The 15,727-nt window shown below is 42.6% G+C and carries 13 protein-coding genes; 6 read left to right on the forward strand and 7 right to left on the reverse strand.

From position 1 onward, the window contains the following. Positions 1-168: 168 nt before the first annotated feature. Positions 169-2,145 carry a ligand-gated channel protein gene (locus HUS61_RS07270; RefSeq protein WP_175081673.1) on the reverse strand — a complete coding sequence of 659 codons (1,977 nt, stop codon included), beginning with the start codon at positions 2,143-2,145 and terminating at the stop codon, positions 169-171. 118 nt (positions 2,146-2,263) lie between these two features. On the opposite strand from HUS61_RS07270, the gene HUS61_RS07275 reads away from it, so the two are divergent. Continuing rightward, positions 2,264-3,172, forward strand: a complete 909-nt coding sequence (locus tag HUS61_RS07275) for a LysR family transcriptional regulator (RefSeq protein WP_058584682.1) — start codon at positions 2,264-2,266, stop codon at positions 3,170-3,172. Between the two features lie 58 nt (positions 3,173-3,230). Here the strand turns inward: HUS61_RS07275 and HUS61_RS07280 are convergent, their stop codons facing one another. Beyond that, complete coding sequence (locus HUS61_RS07280) at positions 3,231-3,848, reverse strand: LysE family translocator (protein WP_054562642.1); 618 nt, start codon at positions 3,846-3,848, stop codon at positions 3,231-3,233. A gap of 91 nt (positions 3,849-3,939) precedes the next feature. After that, complete coding sequence (locus tag HUS61_RS07285) at positions 3,940-4,701, reverse strand: SDR family NAD(P)-dependent oxidoreductase (protein WP_220094647.1); 762 nt, start codon at positions 4,699-4,701, stop codon at positions 3,940-3,942. A 106-nt stretch (positions 4,702-4,807) separates the two neighbouring features. Here HUS61_RS07285 and HUS61_RS07290 point away from each other — a divergent pair, with 106 nt between their 5' ends. After that, entirely contained in the window at positions 4,808-5,716 is a 909-nt protein-coding gene (locus HUS61_RS07290) for a LysR family transcriptional regulator (RefSeq protein ID WP_175081674.1), read from the forward strand. Here the strand turns inward: HUS61_RS07290 and HUS61_RS07295 are convergent. From HUS61_RS07295 to HUS61_RS07310, 4 genes are all read right to left on the reverse strand, one after another. Further along, on the reverse strand, positions 5,690-5,983 hold the full coding sequence (locus tag HUS61_RS07295) for a YciI family protein (protein WP_175081675.1): 294 nt from the start codon (positions 5,981-5,983) through the stop codon (positions 5,690-5,692). The two genes, HUS61_RS07290 and HUS61_RS07295, sit on opposite strands and share 27 nt — an antisense overlap. 296 nt (positions 5,984-6,279) lie before the next feature. Continuing rightward, entirely contained in the window at positions 6,280-6,594 is a 315-nt protein-coding gene (locus tag HUS61_RS07300; RefSeq protein ID WP_062565786.1) for a DNA-binding transcriptional regulator, read from the reverse strand. Beyond that, on the reverse strand, positions 6,581-6,913 hold the full coding sequence (locus HUS61_RS07305; RefSeq protein WP_175081676.1) for a type II toxin-antitoxin system RelE/ParE family toxin: 333 nt from the start codon (positions 6,911-6,913) through the stop codon (positions 6,581-6,583). Before HUS61_RS07305 ends, HUS61_RS07300 begins: the two co-directional genes overlap by 14 nt. Before the next feature lie 229 nt (positions 6,914-7,142). Next, complete coding sequence (locus HUS61_RS07310; protein ID WP_175081677.1) at positions 7,143-9,596, reverse strand: prolyl oligopeptidase family serine peptidase; 2,454 nt, start codon at positions 9,594-9,596, stop codon at positions 7,143-7,145. A 162-nt stretch (positions 9,597-9,758) separates the two neighbouring features. On the opposite strand from HUS61_RS07310, the gene HUS61_RS07315 reads away from it, so the two are divergent. The 4 genes from HUS61_RS07315 to HUS61_RS07330 all read left to right on the forward strand — a co-directional run bounded on the left by HUS61_RS07315 (position 9,759) and on the right by HUS61_RS07330 (position 15,725). Next, positions 9,759-10,766 (forward strand): LacI family DNA-binding transcriptional regulator, encoded by a 1,008-nt coding sequence (locus HUS61_RS07315; RefSeq protein WP_062565789.1) that lies wholly within the window; start codon positions 9,759-9,761, stop codon positions 10,764-10,766. Beyond that, positions 10,763-11,983, forward strand: coding sequence for a glycosyltransferase (locus HUS61_RS07320; protein WP_175081678.1), 1,221 nt, complete (start codon positions 10,763-10,765; stop codon positions 11,981-11,983). The genes HUS61_RS07315 and HUS61_RS07320 overlap by 4 nt, the downstream gene beginning before the upstream one ends. A 149-nt stretch (positions 11,984-12,132) precedes the next feature. Further along, complete coding sequence (locus HUS61_RS07325; protein ID WP_082401625.1) at positions 12,133-13,359, forward strand: threonine/serine exporter ThrE family protein; 1,227 nt, start codon at positions 12,133-12,135, stop codon at positions 13,357-13,359. Positions 13,360-13,484: 125 nt separating this feature from the next. Continuing rightward, positions 13,485-15,725, forward strand: a complete 2,241-nt coding sequence (locus HUS61_RS07330) for a CDC27 family protein (RefSeq protein WP_175081725.1) — start codon at positions 13,485-13,487, stop codon at positions 15,723-15,725. The last annotated feature ends 2 nt before the right edge of the window (positions 15,726-15,727 follow it).

Here is a 15,727-nt window from a genome sequence, read left to right on the forward strand (position 1 = left end):
ATGTAGTAGAACTATTTAAAAAGCGACCTATAACTATAGTGCTATACAGCCATTAAAAAACAACCCAAAGGTAGCACCACTGGGTTTATTGTTATTTTCAAAACTAAAACCAATTTCATTAACAAAGCCAACGGAACTCGTTGGCTTTGCTTTTGCTAAGGAATGGGCTTAAAAATTAAACCCGACTGATAGCCAATAACGGCGACCATCTTCAACATATCCGTATTCATCTTCGGTGATTTCTTTATCAAACAGATTGTAAACACCAAATCCTAACTTAATGCTGCGGCTTAAATCGTAGTTACCACCAATATCAGCCAAGGTGTAATCTGGCGCAATTAAGCTGTCTTGCGACGGGCCTGTTGTCGGCTGGCTTTCTTCGCCGCGGTAATGAACACGCAGCCAGGTACCTAGCTTATCAACCGGGCGCCAATTAACTGAAGTTTGTAAAATATGCTTAGGTAATTGGTTAAGTGGGCTGCCTTTGTATTCACCGGTTTTTTGCTCAGAATCGGTGTAGGTGTAGTTGGCACTGACATCAAGCTCACTGGTAATGTCGTAAGATACTGATAACTCAAAGCCTTGCGTAACGGCTTCATCCACATTGACATAGGTCGTTGGCATTGAACCAAACTGGTTTGGTCCATCAGTACACTGAGTGAGTGGGCACGAAATACGGGTAATTTTATCTTCAAACTCGTTGTAAAATACGGTGCTTGAAAGCGATAAATCACGGCTGGCATCATAGTAGATACCCATTTCGTAGTTTACTGATTTTTCAGGGCTTAAATCTGGGTTACCGTAAATATTACCACCTCGACTCACTTGCCCCCAGGCCGCGGTAGATTGACGAATATTTGGCGCTCTAAAGCCTGTAGAGATCCCCCCTTTTACCGTCAACGATTTAGTCGCTGTATACACACCATACAAACGTGGGCTGAAATGGCCTGAAAAATTGCCATCATGGTCATAACGAAGACCGGTAGTGAGTTTAAACTGCTTGGTTGCAGCCCATTCATCTTCTGCAAATACTGACCACTGCTCGTTCTCAACGTGCGTTAAATCACTAATGCGGTTACTGGTATAATCGTCCAGCTCTTCTTTTAAATATGACGCACCAAATGCTGCATTATGATTGGTAAACGGTAAAGTCCAACTTGTTTGCGCATCGGTATTTTCGACGTACATTTCACGAGAGGTATTATCGAATTTATCGTACTTTAAGTAACTGCGTGATGAGCCAAAATCATAAAAACCATTATGGCTTAGTGAGTAGCTTTCTTGGTCGTACTCTGTGGTTGATGACTCTGGGCAACCATTACGGCCACAACTTTCACCTTCTGCTAAAGGAGCAACTGTTTTACCTAATGTTTCGTCGAGTTTTTGTTTTGCAGAGCCTACTTCAAGCATAATTTCATGGCTATCAGAGGGCGTTAAGATAAACTTTGCTTTGATATTGCTTTGCTCTTTACCACGAAAACCGGCTTCGAAATCGTCTTCGTCACGCTTTGAAAACTGACCAGATAACTGCATACCTAATAACTCAGGAATTAAACCACCCGCAGTGAAGAAGCTGCCTTGGTTGATATTACCCGATTCACTTGATTCTTGAATCGTGCTATCTAAACGCAGTTCGCCGTACCATTTTTCAGGTGTTTTACGGGTAATAATATTGATAACACCACCAATTGCATCTGAGCCATATAGTGAAGACATAGGACCGCGAATAACCTCGATACGCTCAATTGCTGAAATAGGTGGAGTCCATGCCCCTTCTACACCTGGGCCATCACTGTTTGGACGAGTTTCGCGTGAGGTTTGACGCTGGCCGTCAATTAAAATCAAAGTATATTGACTTGCCATCCCGCGAAGACTGATATCTTTTCTGTCGCCACCACCTGTGACAACTACACCGGGAACGTCGGTCATTGCATCGGTTAGATCTCGGTAAAAACGTTTTTCAAGCTGCTCACGGTCAATAACACTGATACTGGCTGGCGCCTCTTTAAGCATTTGCTCGTAACCGGAAGCCGATACAACTATTACTTCCATGTCTTGTTTTTTGTCATCAGCGTATGCAAAATGGGAAAGACCTGCTAACACAGCAGCGGTGAGTGGTAAAACAGAAGAAACAACCCTCGTCATAATAATACTCCGTGACTTTTTGTTTATAAATGATAATAATTAGCGTTTGCATACTAATGAGAAGTCCCGATTTTCACAATTTACGATTTCTTAAAACTGAATTAAGAAGGCCTGAACCATGAATTCCAAGCTGATAAAAACATTGCGTGTATTTTCTCGTACTGTTGAAACAGGCAACATGAGCAGTGCAGCTGCAGAGTTATCGATGACCACATCGGCTGTCAGTCAACACATTAAGCAATTAGAACAAGAAATCGGATTAAGCCTATTTAACCGCAGCCCGCGCGAACTGACTTTAACCGAAGCGGGCCATCTGTATTATCAAAGCTGTTTAAAAATACTGGCACTGGCGGATCAGGCCAGTACGCAATTGCAACAATTACAAAATAAGCCTAGTGGCGAGCTCAAATTAGTTGCGCCAGTGGGGTTTGGCGGTGGCCTATTAAGCGAGCCATTAGATCGCTTAATTAACGAGTTTGATGATTTACGTATTCAGTTAATTTTGACTGATGAGCCAATAGATATGATCAAATGCGGCGCTGACCTAGCGATTGCGATTGGCCCATTAACTGACTCAAACCTCGTTGCTCGTAAATTAGCAACTTGGCCGTTAAAGCTATGTGCTCATAAAGACCATGCAATTAGCAAACTCGATAAAGCCAATTGGGAAGACCTTGGCAACTTTGCCCGTATCGCCCACAGCAACGCCGACAGTAATGCGTTTAACCCGTCAACGCTGGCAAGCAAGCCGTTACCGAAAGCAAAGATCACCGTAAATAATATGCAAAGCTTAATTAAATTAGTGTGTGATGGTGTTGGCTATGGCGTATTACCAGAGCCAGAAGTCAGGCATTTACTAAAATCGAAAGAGCTGGTTGAAATCGCACCTGAGTGGGCAATGCCAAATTACACTGTTTATGCCGTAACACCAGCCAGAGACAGCTTAGCGGCAAAAACAAAAACTGCCATTGATACATTAAAACTGTGTTTTAACCATGTGTCTAAGCAAGTTGAATTAGTTGATTAAGACGCTACAAGGATAATACCCATTTGCCGTATTCGGATGGGTATCATCCAAATTAGTATTAACCTAGCGCCAGCCAAACGCCCACACACATCATTAACGCGCCAGCAATACGGTTTAACCACTTCACATTATCGCCTTTATCCAAAAACAGCCTTAAGCTTTTACCCCCTGTTGCGTAAATCAACATACAGATAAATTCGCTCAGCATAATAATGCTCACTAATACCGCAAGCTGAGGGGCAACCGCTAAATCAACATTAATAAACGGAGGCAATAGAGAAATCATAAATGCCCACCCTTTTGGGTTTGCAATGGCAGTGATATAACCCTGCGAAAATAATTGCCCACGACCAATTTGTTGCTGTGTATCATCGTTAGGTTTAAAGCTGGTTTTAGCGCGCCACATATTAACACCTAAGTATATTAAGTACGCGCCACCTAGGTATTTTAAAAAGGCAAATAACTCAGGGTAATTAAGCATAATACTGGCAACCCCTATCACCGCAGCAATGGCTACCGTGGCAACGCCTAACACCTCGCCTACCATCATCCAAAGCGTACGTCTAACGCCCACACTCATCCCCAACGTCATAGCGAGCGTCATACACATACCGGGTGTAATAGAAACAAAGAAAAAGGTCGGAATAAAAACCGCGAGTACTGCTAAATCGAGCATAAATGCAATCACATGTTTATTGCTTAAAAAGAGAAAGCGATTAAATCACATTCACTTAAATAAGCAAACAAACACGCGATTGCTAACAGGCTTATAAAAACATACCGCCCGATGCTTCTATTCGTTGCCCGGTTACCCAACGGTTTTCATCACCGAGTAATTGCGCAATCATAGGGCCAATATCATCGGCTTGGCCAACGCGTCCCATGGCTGTAAATGAACTGACTAATTGAGCTACATGCTCATTATCACGGACAGCACCACCGCCAAAATCAGTGGCAATTGCACCAGGTGCGACAACATTCACGGCAATATTGCGACCAGCAAGTTCTTTTGCCATGTATTTGGTTAATACCTCAACGGCCCCTTTCATGGTGGCGTAGACCGCTTTTCCTGGTAATGCAAAACGTGTCAGCCCTGAAGATAAGTTAATAATACGCCCGCCATCATTGATCATCTCATGCAATGTTTGCGTTAAGAAAAACACCCCTTTTACATGTACATTCATCAAATTATCAAACATAGCTTCACTGGTATCAGCAAATGCACTGTCACTACCATGGCCTGCGTTATTAATTAAATAATCAAATCGAGATGTTTGCCATTGTGTTGCCAAGGTACTTTCAAGTGTTTGTTTAAATTCAGCAAAACCTAAAATATCGCTCACATCAAGTTGAATGGCGACGGCTTTTGCCCCCAGTGCAGCTACTTCTTCTACAACCTGCTGTGCTTCATCTTTATGACTTCTGTAAGTAAATACGCAATCAATGTTCTTACGTGCCAAACTTAAAACTGTATTTTTACCTAAACCGCGATTACCACCAGTGATCACTGCAATTCTATTGCTCATCATGTTTACCTTTTGCTTTGAAGTAATTGTGAGCAACCAGTATATTTACACTGCAAATTCAGATAAACCATGTAAAATTGAATTAACTGTTCGCAAATAACAAACAATCATGAATGAACTGAATGCCATGAAAACCTTTGTTCAGGTTGCAGAGCTAAAAAGCTTTTCAGCTGCAGCACTTGCACTGAGCATGCCTAAATCATCTGTCTCGCAGTTGGTCAAACAACTCGAAGATACGTTAGGTGCTCGGCTTCTAAACCGCACAACAAGACGAGTTACGCTGACCAACGAAGGCACGGTTTTTTATCAGCGCTGCAAAGATATGCTTGCTGATATAGACGAACTACAAACCCTATTTCATAAAAAAGACGAAGCGTTATCAGGGCGTCTTAGAGTAGATATGCCACAGCCAATTAGCAGACGTTTAGTGCTACCGAATCTAGACAGCTTTTTATCTGCACACCCGCAATTAGAGATTGAACTGAGTAGTTCTGACAGACGAGTTAACCTAATTGAAGAAGGCTTTGATTGTGTAGTGCGAGTCGGTAATTTAGAAGACTCATCGCTGATTGCGAAAAAAATTGGCCACTGCCCGATGATTAACTGTGTAAGCCCAGGTTATATTAAAAAACACGGCAACATCACAGAACTTAGCGATTTAGCCGAGCACTACATTGTTCGCTATAGCCAAACACTCGGCCAACTTGACCCCGGCTTTGAATACCAAGATACACAAGGCGATTGGCAAACTCTCGCCATGAAATCACAGCTTACAGTTAACAATACGGATGCCTACAAAGCAGCGTGCTTAGCAGGGCTTGGCCTTATTCAAGTGCCTCGTCATGGAGTTCTTGACGAGCTCAGCCGTGGTGAACTTATCCAAGTTTTACCTGACTATAATTTGCCGCCCATGCCTATGAATATCGTCTACCCAAATCGACGCCATTTACCAAGGCGTACCCGAGTGTTTATTGATTGGTTAAGCGAGCAATTAAAACCGATTATCAAGCAAAAATGATAAGCGTTCATCAGCTTTAGATGGCGTTAACTCAATGATTTCAGATTTAACTACATTTTCGATTACAAAAGGATCTTCAGCGACAATTTCTTCGATCTCCTGTTTTGAAACATCGACTGCAATAATGCCGCCTGCGTTAGGCTGCAAGCTTCCAGATAATACAAAAATACCTTTATCAAAGCCTATCTGAAGCCACTTTTTATGGCCTTCCATGAAATCTTTAGCTTGAGATTTATTATCAGAAAACGTTAGTTGAATTATAAACATTTCATTATTCCTTTAATGTAATACTTGAATTTACTTTCAAAATGCCAGAGCTATTTTAAAAATCATATTTAGGCGCAAGCAAACAATCAAAACCCCACCTAAAGCAATGAATTAACTTACTTTTCTGACTCCCTTTGAGAGTATATTGTGATGATAGAAGTCAGCATTTCGTTAATATCTGCATGCTAACCCTAGCCCTAAGCAGGAAAATAAATGTTAAAGTGTAAACTTGTATTAGAATCTAGATAGAAAAAATAGGTCAAAATCACATGTCTTTATCGAGCATTACTTTGAAATTATAGCTCAGCTATGTGCGAAAGAGTTTCTGGATGACGCTGAACCAGCTTTAGAAGAGTTACTGCTTGCCCATTTGGTGCACTTCGCCCCTGCTCCCAATTTTCTAAGGTGCGAGATGATGTGTGCAGCAAACGAGCAAAGACCCCCCGAGACATATTAAATTGCTCACGAATACTTACAATTTCATCAGGTGAGATGTCTAACTCACTTATGTCGTTAATTTGATGCGTTTTAAGAGTTAACTTGCCCTCTGAGTGCTCTTTAGCCTCAACAAGTGCAGAACTTAACTCTGCAAATAAATCACGACTGCTCATTACGCCAAATCTCCATAAAAGCCTTTAAATGTTTCTTTTGATCTGCTGTTAAATCAGACATTTCACTCTTACCATAAATGGTCAACAAGTAGAAACGATGTTTGTCATCAAGAAAATAATAAACAACACGAAAGCCACCGCGTTTGCCCTTACCTTTGCCAGCAACTCGCACCTTACGTAAACCACCTGTACCTTGAATAACATCACCCTGTTTAGGGTTAGACATTAATTCAGCTTGGAAAACCCTAAACTCTTCATCGCTGAGATACTCGTTACGGTACTTTTCAAATATAGTTGATTCAACAAATACACTTTTCATTGGCAAAGTATACGCAAACAACGTACAGATAGCAAACCTGTACGTGATTAACGTAGTTTTAGTATTTATAGCTAGATATCTTTGCTCGAATTTTCTTGTCGGTATCTGGAATTATAAACATGAACAACATTTCCTCTTATTTGCTTACCGCTTATCTACGGATAAGAATATGCAAGTAGGCAATACAAAAATCCCCGCTATAAGACGGGGATTTTTAATATTTTACTAATTACTGAGTAACACCTTCAGCGGCAACTGGCTCTGCGGGTTTTTCGTCACTTAATAAGTATTTATCTAACCACTGCTCTTGCTCCCAAAGCACATGCAGCAAGCTCTTACGGGCACGATAGCCATGCGCCTCATAAGGTAACATTACTAAGCGGGCTTCTTTACCTAGGCCTTTTAATGCAGCATACATACGCTCACTTTGCATTGGGAAGGTACCCGAGTTTGGATCTTCTTGACCGTGGATCATCAGCATAGGCTCATTGATTTTCTCAGCGTGGAAAAACGGTGACATAGCCGCATACACATCTTGCGCTTGCCAAAAATCACGCTCTTCACCTTGGAAACCAAATGGCGTTAGGGTGCGATTGTAAGCACCACTGCGGGCAATACCGGTTTTAAATAAGTCGCTGTGCGCTAATAAATTCGCCACCATAAAGGCACCATAAGAGTGACCAGCAATGGCAATTTTGTTTTTATCTGCCACACCTTTTTCAACAAGTACATCAACCGCTGCCTTAGCACTTGCCACCAGCTGCTTACGGAATAAGTCGTTTGGCTCTTTACCATCAACACCCACAATTGGCATTTTCGGGTCGTCAAATACAGCAATACCTTTTGCAAGATAAGGCATTGGCCCCCAATAACCGATATAAGTAAACTCATAAGGCGACTCGCGCATTTGTGACGCAACGGCTTTATCTTTATATTCAAGCGGATAAGCCCACATTAGAACCGGTAACGGGCCTTGAGTTGAATCATAACCCGGCGGCAAATAAAGCGTACCACTAAGCTCAACACCATCATCACGCTTGTATCGAATTAGCTCTTTAGTCACCCCTTTAAATTCTGGGTAAGGGTGCTCAAAAGTCGTAAGTTGAGTCAGGGTTTTATCGTCTAAATCACGAATAAAAAAGTTAGGTTGCTCAGTTTTAGATTCGCGAATAGTAATTAAACGCTCGCCTTCATCATCAAGCATGGCACGCACACGCTCATAGTATGGCGCTTCTGATTGCCAAATGCGTGTTGTGGTATTGGTTTTTACATCATAACGGTCTAAAAACGGAATATTGCCCTTTTCAGATGCACCATTACCGCGTAAGAAAAGATAACGCCCGCCAACAACTTTTAATACATCAGCGCCTAAATCATTTTTTTCATAAATTGGGTAACCTGGGTTTTTGTAGGCATCGTTATAGCTGCGCTCAGAAAATAACACGCGATTTTTATCTGCATTACGTGGTTGAATAACAAATGTGCGAACTTGTCGGTCGCTAAAGCGCCATTCAGATAACAAAGCAACATTACCGTTACCCCAAGTTATTGAGTCAAAACGGCGTTCAACTTTAGCAAATAACTTAGCATCACGTTTAAATGGTGCTCTTAGGCTATAAAGGTAATCGTGATGAGGCACGTCGGTTTTCATATCACCGCCGTCTTGTGCTTCTGCCCAAATGACTTCAGCGCCTTGATCTGCTCGCCATTGAAATTCGCGGCGACCAGTACGCACACTGTCATAACCTTGTGGAATGTTATCTGCTAAAGGCTGCTTCGCAAGCTCTGCTAGCGTATAGCCACGCATACCCCAAATTTGCCAAGTCGCTGCAAATCGGCTGTAAGGCACTTGATAAGAAAAAGGCTCATCAATCATGCCAACCAAAATATTGGTTGAATCAGGTGAGACCGAAAACGATTTAATTAAGCCCGGTTGACCAATTGGTTGGCCTTGACCACTAAGCGGAATATAAGTCAGCTGGCTTTGTGCAAAAAACTTAAATTGTGCTTCATCATATGGGCTAGTTAACAAGTTTTGATAAGTACGCGCAGGCGCTTTTTCACCACTACTTTGCTGAATAACTGGTACAATCTGCGAGCTGTCGTTGCTGATACGTGCTTTACCAATATTAACCGCTGCATTAGCTACAATGGCGCTGCTATCTGGCAACCAAGTATAAGGCGTGCGCGTTAGCACTGAATTAAGTGGTGTATCACTTAACTGGCGGGCTTGCTTAGTACTTACATTATAAACCCATAAGTTAGCACTCGATGCTTGCTCAACCACAAACGCCAAGTATTGACTATCGCTTGACCAACTTGGTGAGCGTAAAATGCCATTAGGCAAACCAGATACAACAATTTCAGAACCGGTTTCAACATGCTTGAGCACTAACGATGTAAACTTATTACGCACTCGTGAGCGCGAAAAATTAGCAGGATTAAGCTTAATACCCGCAAGTTTCAACTCTTCTTTGGCTAAGTCTTGTAAGGTATCGATGCGTTTTCTATCAAATAACGCCAGCCACTGGCCATCATTCGATAAATAACTACTCGGTGCAAGCTTAGCATCAACCACAGCAGCCAGTGCGGGCGATGGAGTTTGATAACCTTGATTAGCAAAACTGGGTGTGCAAACAGCTGCGCCAATAACTAGCGCAAAAAGCAGTTTAAATGCTTTCATGTTCGTTCCTTTTTCGTTTTTATTTTCGATTCTGTAAACAAGTAGAACATGTTTGCAGCATTTCATAAAGAGTTTAGGCCCTTTTGGCAGCCAATCAGTGACTTAAACAGCTAAATTACGCTAAAATAAAAGCACTCTATTCGCCACTTCTTGCTAATAAAAATGAAAAAATCGACAGGCAAAGTCACAATTTGGGATGTAGCTGAACAAGCACAAGTTTCAAAATCAACGGTGTCTTTGGTCCTTACCAACAGTGATAAGGTCAGTAAAAAAAGTAAAGAAAAAGTACTGGCTGCCATTGATAAGCTTGGCTATGTGTATAACCGCGACGCTGCAGCACTACGCAGCAAGCGCTCAAACCTAGTCGCGTTGGTTATAAATGACTTAACCAACCCGTATTCAGCTCAGCTTGCTGTTGGTCTCGAAAAACACATCTTTGAGCTTGGCATGCTGCCAATGCTGGTGAATATTGCGGAGTGTGTCGAAAGGCAAACTCAAGTGGTGAAAACCCTAAAAGAATACAACGTATCGGCGTTTATTATGTGTCCGGCTCCGGGCACACAGCAGCAGTGGCAAGATGATTTAATAAATAGTGGTTTTCCGGTTATTAATATCATGCGTGAAATTCCCTTTTCAGCAGCGCCGTGTATTTTGCCTGATAACAAAAAAGGCACACATATTTCGACCAGCCATATTTTATCGCAAGGCATAGAAGAGGTAGCCTTTTTAGGTGGCACGGCAGAAATATCTGATTACCATGAACGTTTGAGTGGTTTTTTAGCTGCGCTTGAGCAATTTAATATAACTGACGAAAAACCCGTTATTCAAGCGCCGACAAACCGCCAAGGTGGCCGAGAAGCCTTCAATACCCTTATAAAACAAGCGCCAAATACCAAAGCCATTGTCTGTTTTAATGATGTGATTGCTTACGGCGCGATTGAAGCTATGCGCCAACACGGCCTAGAGCCGGGTAAAGACATCAAAGTTATTGGCTTTGATGACCTAGAAGATTCGCGCTTAATGCTGCCATCTCTTTCAACCATCGCCATTAATGCCGATGAAATCGGTAAACGCACCTGTCAGGTGCTAAAAGAACTATTAGATAAATCAACACCGCCAGTTCGCACCTTGGTGGATGTTAACTTAAAAATACGAGATTCAAGTCAATGAAAAAAGTGTTAGTGATCGGCTATGTATGGCCTGAGCCTAATTCGTCGGCAGCCGGCACCCACATGATGTCACTCCTGCGCGCCTTTCGTGCAGAAAACTGGCAAGTCGAATTTGCAAGCCCTGCGCAAAAAACTGAACACATGGTGGATCTCAGCGAAGATGGCATTACCACACAGGTCATTGCATTAAACTGCTCTAGCTTTGATGAGTACGTACAAGCATATAACCCTGATATTGTGATGTTTGACCGCTTTATGATGGAAGAACAGTTTGGTTGGCGAGTCGACAAATACTGCCCTAACGCTCTTAAAGTTCTCGATACCGAAGATTTACAGTGTCTAAGAAATGCCCGTCACGACGCTCATAAAGCAGGCCGAGAATTCAGCCATAGTGATTTACACAGCGATATTGCCAAGCGAGAAATCGCCGCTATTTTACGCTCAGACATTAGCTTAATTATCTCGCATTACGAGATGCAGCTACTCAATGACGTTTTCAAAGTCGATAACGCCCTACTTCACCACTTACCATTTTTGGTTGATTTACAGCATATCCCCACCAGCACCAAAGCATTTTCAGAGCGTAAACACTTTATGACCATAGGTAATTTTCGTCATGCGCCAAACTGGGATGCAGTGTTGTACTTACAACAGATTTGGCCGCTGATCCGCAAACAATTACCCGATGCCGAACTCCACATTTATGGCTCTTACCCGCCACCAAAGGCAACAGCACTTAACAATCCAAAAACCGGCTTCTTGATCAAAGGCTGGGCTGATGATGCTTATCAAGTGATGGAAGATGCCCGAGTATGTTTATCGCCACTGCGTTTTGGGGCTGGTATTAAGGGTAAGTTACTCGAAGCGATGATCATGCAAACGCCGAGCGTAACAACTCCTATTGGCAGTGAAGGCATGCATCAAAATGAGCCTTGGTCAGGCGCAATCTGTGAAGATGCACAGCAATTTGCAGATTCAGCAGTCGCACTTTATCAAGACGAAGCGTTATTTACTCAGGCACAGCAAAATGGCCAGCAGTTATTGCAAAAATATTATGATAAATCAAAACTTCAGTCGCAGTTAATCGCTAAAATCACCGCCATTAGTGAGTCATTAGCGCAGCATAGACAGCAAAATTTTACCGGCCAAATGCTCAAACATCACACCATGCGTTCGACCCAATACATGGCGCAGTGGATTGAAGCAAAAAATAAGTAATTTTGCCGTAAATAACACTAGACATAGCAGCTTTTGTCGCTAAAATCGCGCTGGTCAATTTAAGCGATATAGTCTAGCTATTAGACTATATCTTATTGAATTTTGGTCTATCCTTAACTGAACAATTTAACCTTTGGTTCAAAACGCCTTTGAAAACCGCAACGTTTACTGAAAAACGAAAATTTATCGTGAAGCTTGGCAAAATGCTTCATAAATACGGTACACCTGCATACCGACTAGAAGCGCACTTAATGGAAGTTGCGACTTACCTCGGTTTGAAATCATCTTTTGTTATGTCGCCAACATCAGTCACCTTTGTTATTTGGACAGATGGGCACGAAGAAGAGTACACCCATGTTGCGCGTGTTGATCCGGGCGATCATGACTTAGGCTCGCTTGCAGATACCGATGACTTAGTAAACAAAATGCTTAATGGCGAGCTGACACTACAAGAGGTCGATAAACAGCTCGATATTATTTACACCATGCCAAACCCATATAATAAATTTATGACTGGCGTTGCGTTTGCAACCTCAGGTGGTGCATTTGCCATGTTGATGGGTACTAGCTGGAATGATGTATTTTGGTCAGCACTTATTACCTTAGTGGTGTATTTATTTGTACTTTGGTCAACACGCTCTAAACGTGTTGCCCATATGCTTGAACCATTAGTAGCCATTGTATCGGCGATTATAGCCTGTGCTATTAGTGTCTATATTGACGCCCAAATTAACATACGACTAGTGGTACTTTCTGCCATCATTGTGTTTATACCCGGCTTAGCATTAGCCCTAGGTTTGGCAGAGTTAGCGGCAAGGCATTTAGTATCTGGTACGGCTCGGGTGATGGACTCATTCATGCTGCTGTTTAAGCTCTATTTTGGCGCTTTTATTGGTATCGGCATTGGTTTTGCTATTTTTGGCCAAAGTGACTTTGTGCAACCCGAGCCTTTACCTAAATGGACAGCTTGGCTAGCTATTTTCATGCTGTGTAGCAGCCTAATCGTGATTTTTAGAACCAAGCTAAAGCATGCAGTTTGGTCTATTGCATCTGGCTTTATAGCATATGGCACAAGTATTGGTTCAGCCATGTACCTAGACTACACATTAGGCACATTTGTAGGCGCATTAGCCGTGGGCGTTTTTAGCAACTTATTCAACCGCGTTGTCAACGCTCCAGCCTCTATTGTAGCCATGCAAGGTTTAATTGTATTAGTACCTGGTAGTAAAACCTATATTGGCTTGAACTCACTTATTGAAGGCCAAGATTTCGTTTATGCAGACCATATTGGCCAGCAAACCTTTTTGATTTTCATGTCATTAGTGGCGGGGCTTATCTTTGCTAACGTCGCGCTGCCACCGAAGAAAAGTTTATAACTTACTAAGCCCGAGTTTCTCGGGCTTTTTTATACCCTCGTTTTAATAAGCCGACTTTGCTTATCAGCAACAAACTGATATAACTCTAAGTGCATGTGGTAAAAATAAAAAGGATTTATTCAGTGATGAGATTGGCTTGGCTGTTATGCAGCTTTTTCGCATTTAATGCGTTTGCAGAACCCCAGTGTATTAACTGTCATCAAAGCCAAGTTGAAGACTGGCAAACATCCCATCATTTTCATGCTATGGAAAAAGCCACTCCCACTACGGTGCTTGGTAATTTCAACGAACAAACCCTCGACTATCAAGGCCAGCAAGCGCGCTTTTATCAACAAGACCAACAACTTTTTATAAGCATGCCAAACCTTGATGGCAAGCTGACTGATTACCCTGTTTTATACACATTTGGCTATGAGCCATTGCAGCAATACATGTTTGATATGGGCAAAGGCCACATTCAGCTGTTTCCATTTGCATGGGACTCGCGCAGTAAAACAGACGGCGGTCAGCGCTGGTTTGTACTGCACCCGGAGCAGAAAAAACACGACCTATTTCACTGGTCGCAAAAAGGCCAAAACTGGAATCACATGTGTGCCGATTGCCACTCAACTGATTTCAAAAAGCAATTTGACCTTAAAACGAATAGCTTTGATTCGAGTTATTCAAGCATTAACGTGAGCTGTAAAGCGTGTCATGGCGATCCACAAGCTCATTTAAAATGGGCTGATGGCGATAGCAGTATTGCCGATAAGGGCTTTACTCATAATATTAAAAAGCAAACTCCGCTTTTTACCCAAAAAGCCGATGGCAGTATGCAAAGCGTGCAGCCACTGGTAAAAAGCGAGCAAGTGCAAGTGTGTGCAACCTGTCATGCTCGCCGCTCACAGCTTGATGACCGCAAAGACCCTCATAGTTTTTTACAAAGCTTTCAAGGCTCATTACTCACTCCTGAGCTTTATCACGTTGATGGCCAAGTGTGGGACGAAGACTATGTATGGGGTTCATTTTTACAAAGTAAAATGTTCAATGCAGGGGTGACCTGTAGTAACTGTCATAACCCTCATTCGGGTAAATTAAAGCTACCGGGCAATCAAACCTGTACGCAATGTCATAGCCAAGAGGTGTTCGATACGCCGAAACATCACGGTCACAAAGTGGCAAGTGCAGGTGGCCAATGTGTTGATTGTCATATGCCTGCCACCACCTATATGCAAGTTGATGCAAGGCGCGACCACAGCTTTCGGGTACCACGCCCAGACTTAACATTAAAAACCAATGCCCCAAATGCTTGTAATAGCTGCCATGAAGATAAGACGCCACAGTGGGCAGTTGCCAAAATAAAAGACTGGCATCCAAATTCAAAACACCTTGGCACTGCTCATTTTTCTGAGGCGTTTTATGCCGCCGATAACCGTTTACCTAATGCCTCAACCATGCTGACCAAAATCGTGCAAGATAAAGGCTTTCCTGAGATTATTCGCGCTTCAGCATTAAGCCGTTTAGCCGCAAGCCCAGATAACAACGCTGTCGTTGCGATTGCTCGCTCAGTAAAAGACAGCGAGCCATTAAAACGCCAAGCCGCTATTGAAGCGGCCATGCCATTTGATATCAATCAGCGCTGGCGCTTATTAAACCCGCTTTTAGATGATGAGCATTTACCAATCAGAGCTGAAGCAGCAAGAGCACTTGCAGGTATGTTAACTCAGCCGTTCCCTACGGGTCTTAATGAGCAAGACAGCAAACGCTTAAATACAGCCCTTGATGAGTACAAAAGCATTCAAGAGTACCAAGCAGAGCGTGGCTATTCCCATACCAATTTAGGTAATCTGGCGCTCACACTACAAAAGCCAGCGCAAGCTAAAGCACATTATCTACAAGCAATCAGTGTTGAGCCTATTTTTGCTCCTGCTTATGTCAATTTAGCTGATTTATATCGCAACCAAGGCGATGAAAAAGCAGCGCAAGCTATCTTAAAACAAGGCTTAGACGTTAACGCAGAAAGCGGCGATATTCATTATGCCCTGGCAATGAGCCTTATTCGCACAAAGCAAAAAGACACCGCCCTTACTCATTTACAAAAAGCAGCGCAGTTTGCGCAAGAGAATGCCAACTATCAGTTTACCTACGCGTTACTGTTACAAGATTTAGGCAATATGCCAGCTGCAATATCAGCCCTTGAGCGCGCTTTTAATCTAACACCTAATAACCCAGATATCAGCTACAGTTTGGCGCAGTGGTATGTGGCAGAAGAAAACTACAACCAAGCGCTGTTTTATGCCAGAAACCTAGCCCGCTTGGTACCGGGTAACCAGCAAATTGAGCAGTTTGTGAAACAGCTCGAAATGATGAATAGTATTAATCATTAAGC

The organism is Pseudoalteromonas sp. 0802, assembly GCF_013350085.1.
Taxonomy (GTDB): domain Bacteria; phylum Pseudomonadota; class Gammaproteobacteria; order Enterobacterales; family Alteromonadaceae; genus Pseudoalteromonas.

What these genes read in the sequence shown, in the direction of transcription:
- HUS61_RS07270 (WP_175081673.1), bottom strand. Translation starts at nt 2,145, where the DNA reads ATGACGAGGGTTGTTTCTTCTGTTTTACCACTCACCGCTGCTGTGTTA.
- HUS61_RS07275 (WP_058584682.1), top strand. Translation starts at nt 2,264, where the DNA reads ATGAATTCCAAGCTGATAAAAACATTGCGTGTATTTTCTCGTACTGTT.
- HUS61_RS07280 (WP_054562642.1), bottom strand. Translation starts at nt 3,848, where the DNA reads ATGCTCGATTTAGCAGTACTCGCGGTTTTTATTCCGACCTTTTTCTTT.
- HUS61_RS07285 (WP_220094647.1), bottom strand. Translation starts at nt 4,701, where the DNA reads ATGATGAGCAATAGAATTGCAGTGATCACTGGTGGTAATCGCGGTTTA.
- HUS61_RS07290 (WP_175081674.1), top strand. Translation starts at nt 4,808, where the DNA reads ATGAATGAACTGAATGCCATGAAAACCTTTGTTCAGGTTGCAGAGCTA.
- HUS61_RS07295 (WP_175081675.1), bottom strand. Translation starts at nt 5,983, where the DNA reads ATGTTTATAATTCAACTAACGTTTTCTGATAATAAATCTCAAGCTAAA.
- HUS61_RS07300 (WP_062565786.1), bottom strand. Translation starts at nt 6,594, where the DNA reads ATGAGCAGTCGTGATTTATTTGCAGAGTTAAGTTCTGCACTTGTTGAG.
- HUS61_RS07305 (WP_175081676.1), bottom strand. Translation starts at nt 6,913, where the DNA reads ATGAAAAGTGTATTTGTTGAATCAACTATATTTGAAAAGTACCGTAAC.
- HUS61_RS07310 (WP_175081677.1), bottom strand. Translation starts at nt 9,596, where the DNA reads ATGAAAGCATTTAAACTGCTTTTTGCGCTAGTTATTGGCGCAGCTGTT.
- HUS61_RS07315 (WP_062565789.1), top strand. Translation starts at nt 9,759, where the DNA reads ATGAAAAAATCGACAGGCAAAGTCACAATTTGGGATGTAGCTGAACAA.
- HUS61_RS07320 (WP_175081678.1), top strand. Translation starts at nt 10,763, where the DNA reads ATGAAAAAAGTGTTAGTGATCGGCTATGTATGGCCTGAGCCTAATTCG.
- HUS61_RS07330 (WP_175081725.1), top strand. Translation starts at nt 13,485, where the DNA reads ATGAGATTGGCTTGGCTGTTATGCAGCTTTTTCGCATTTAATGCGTTT.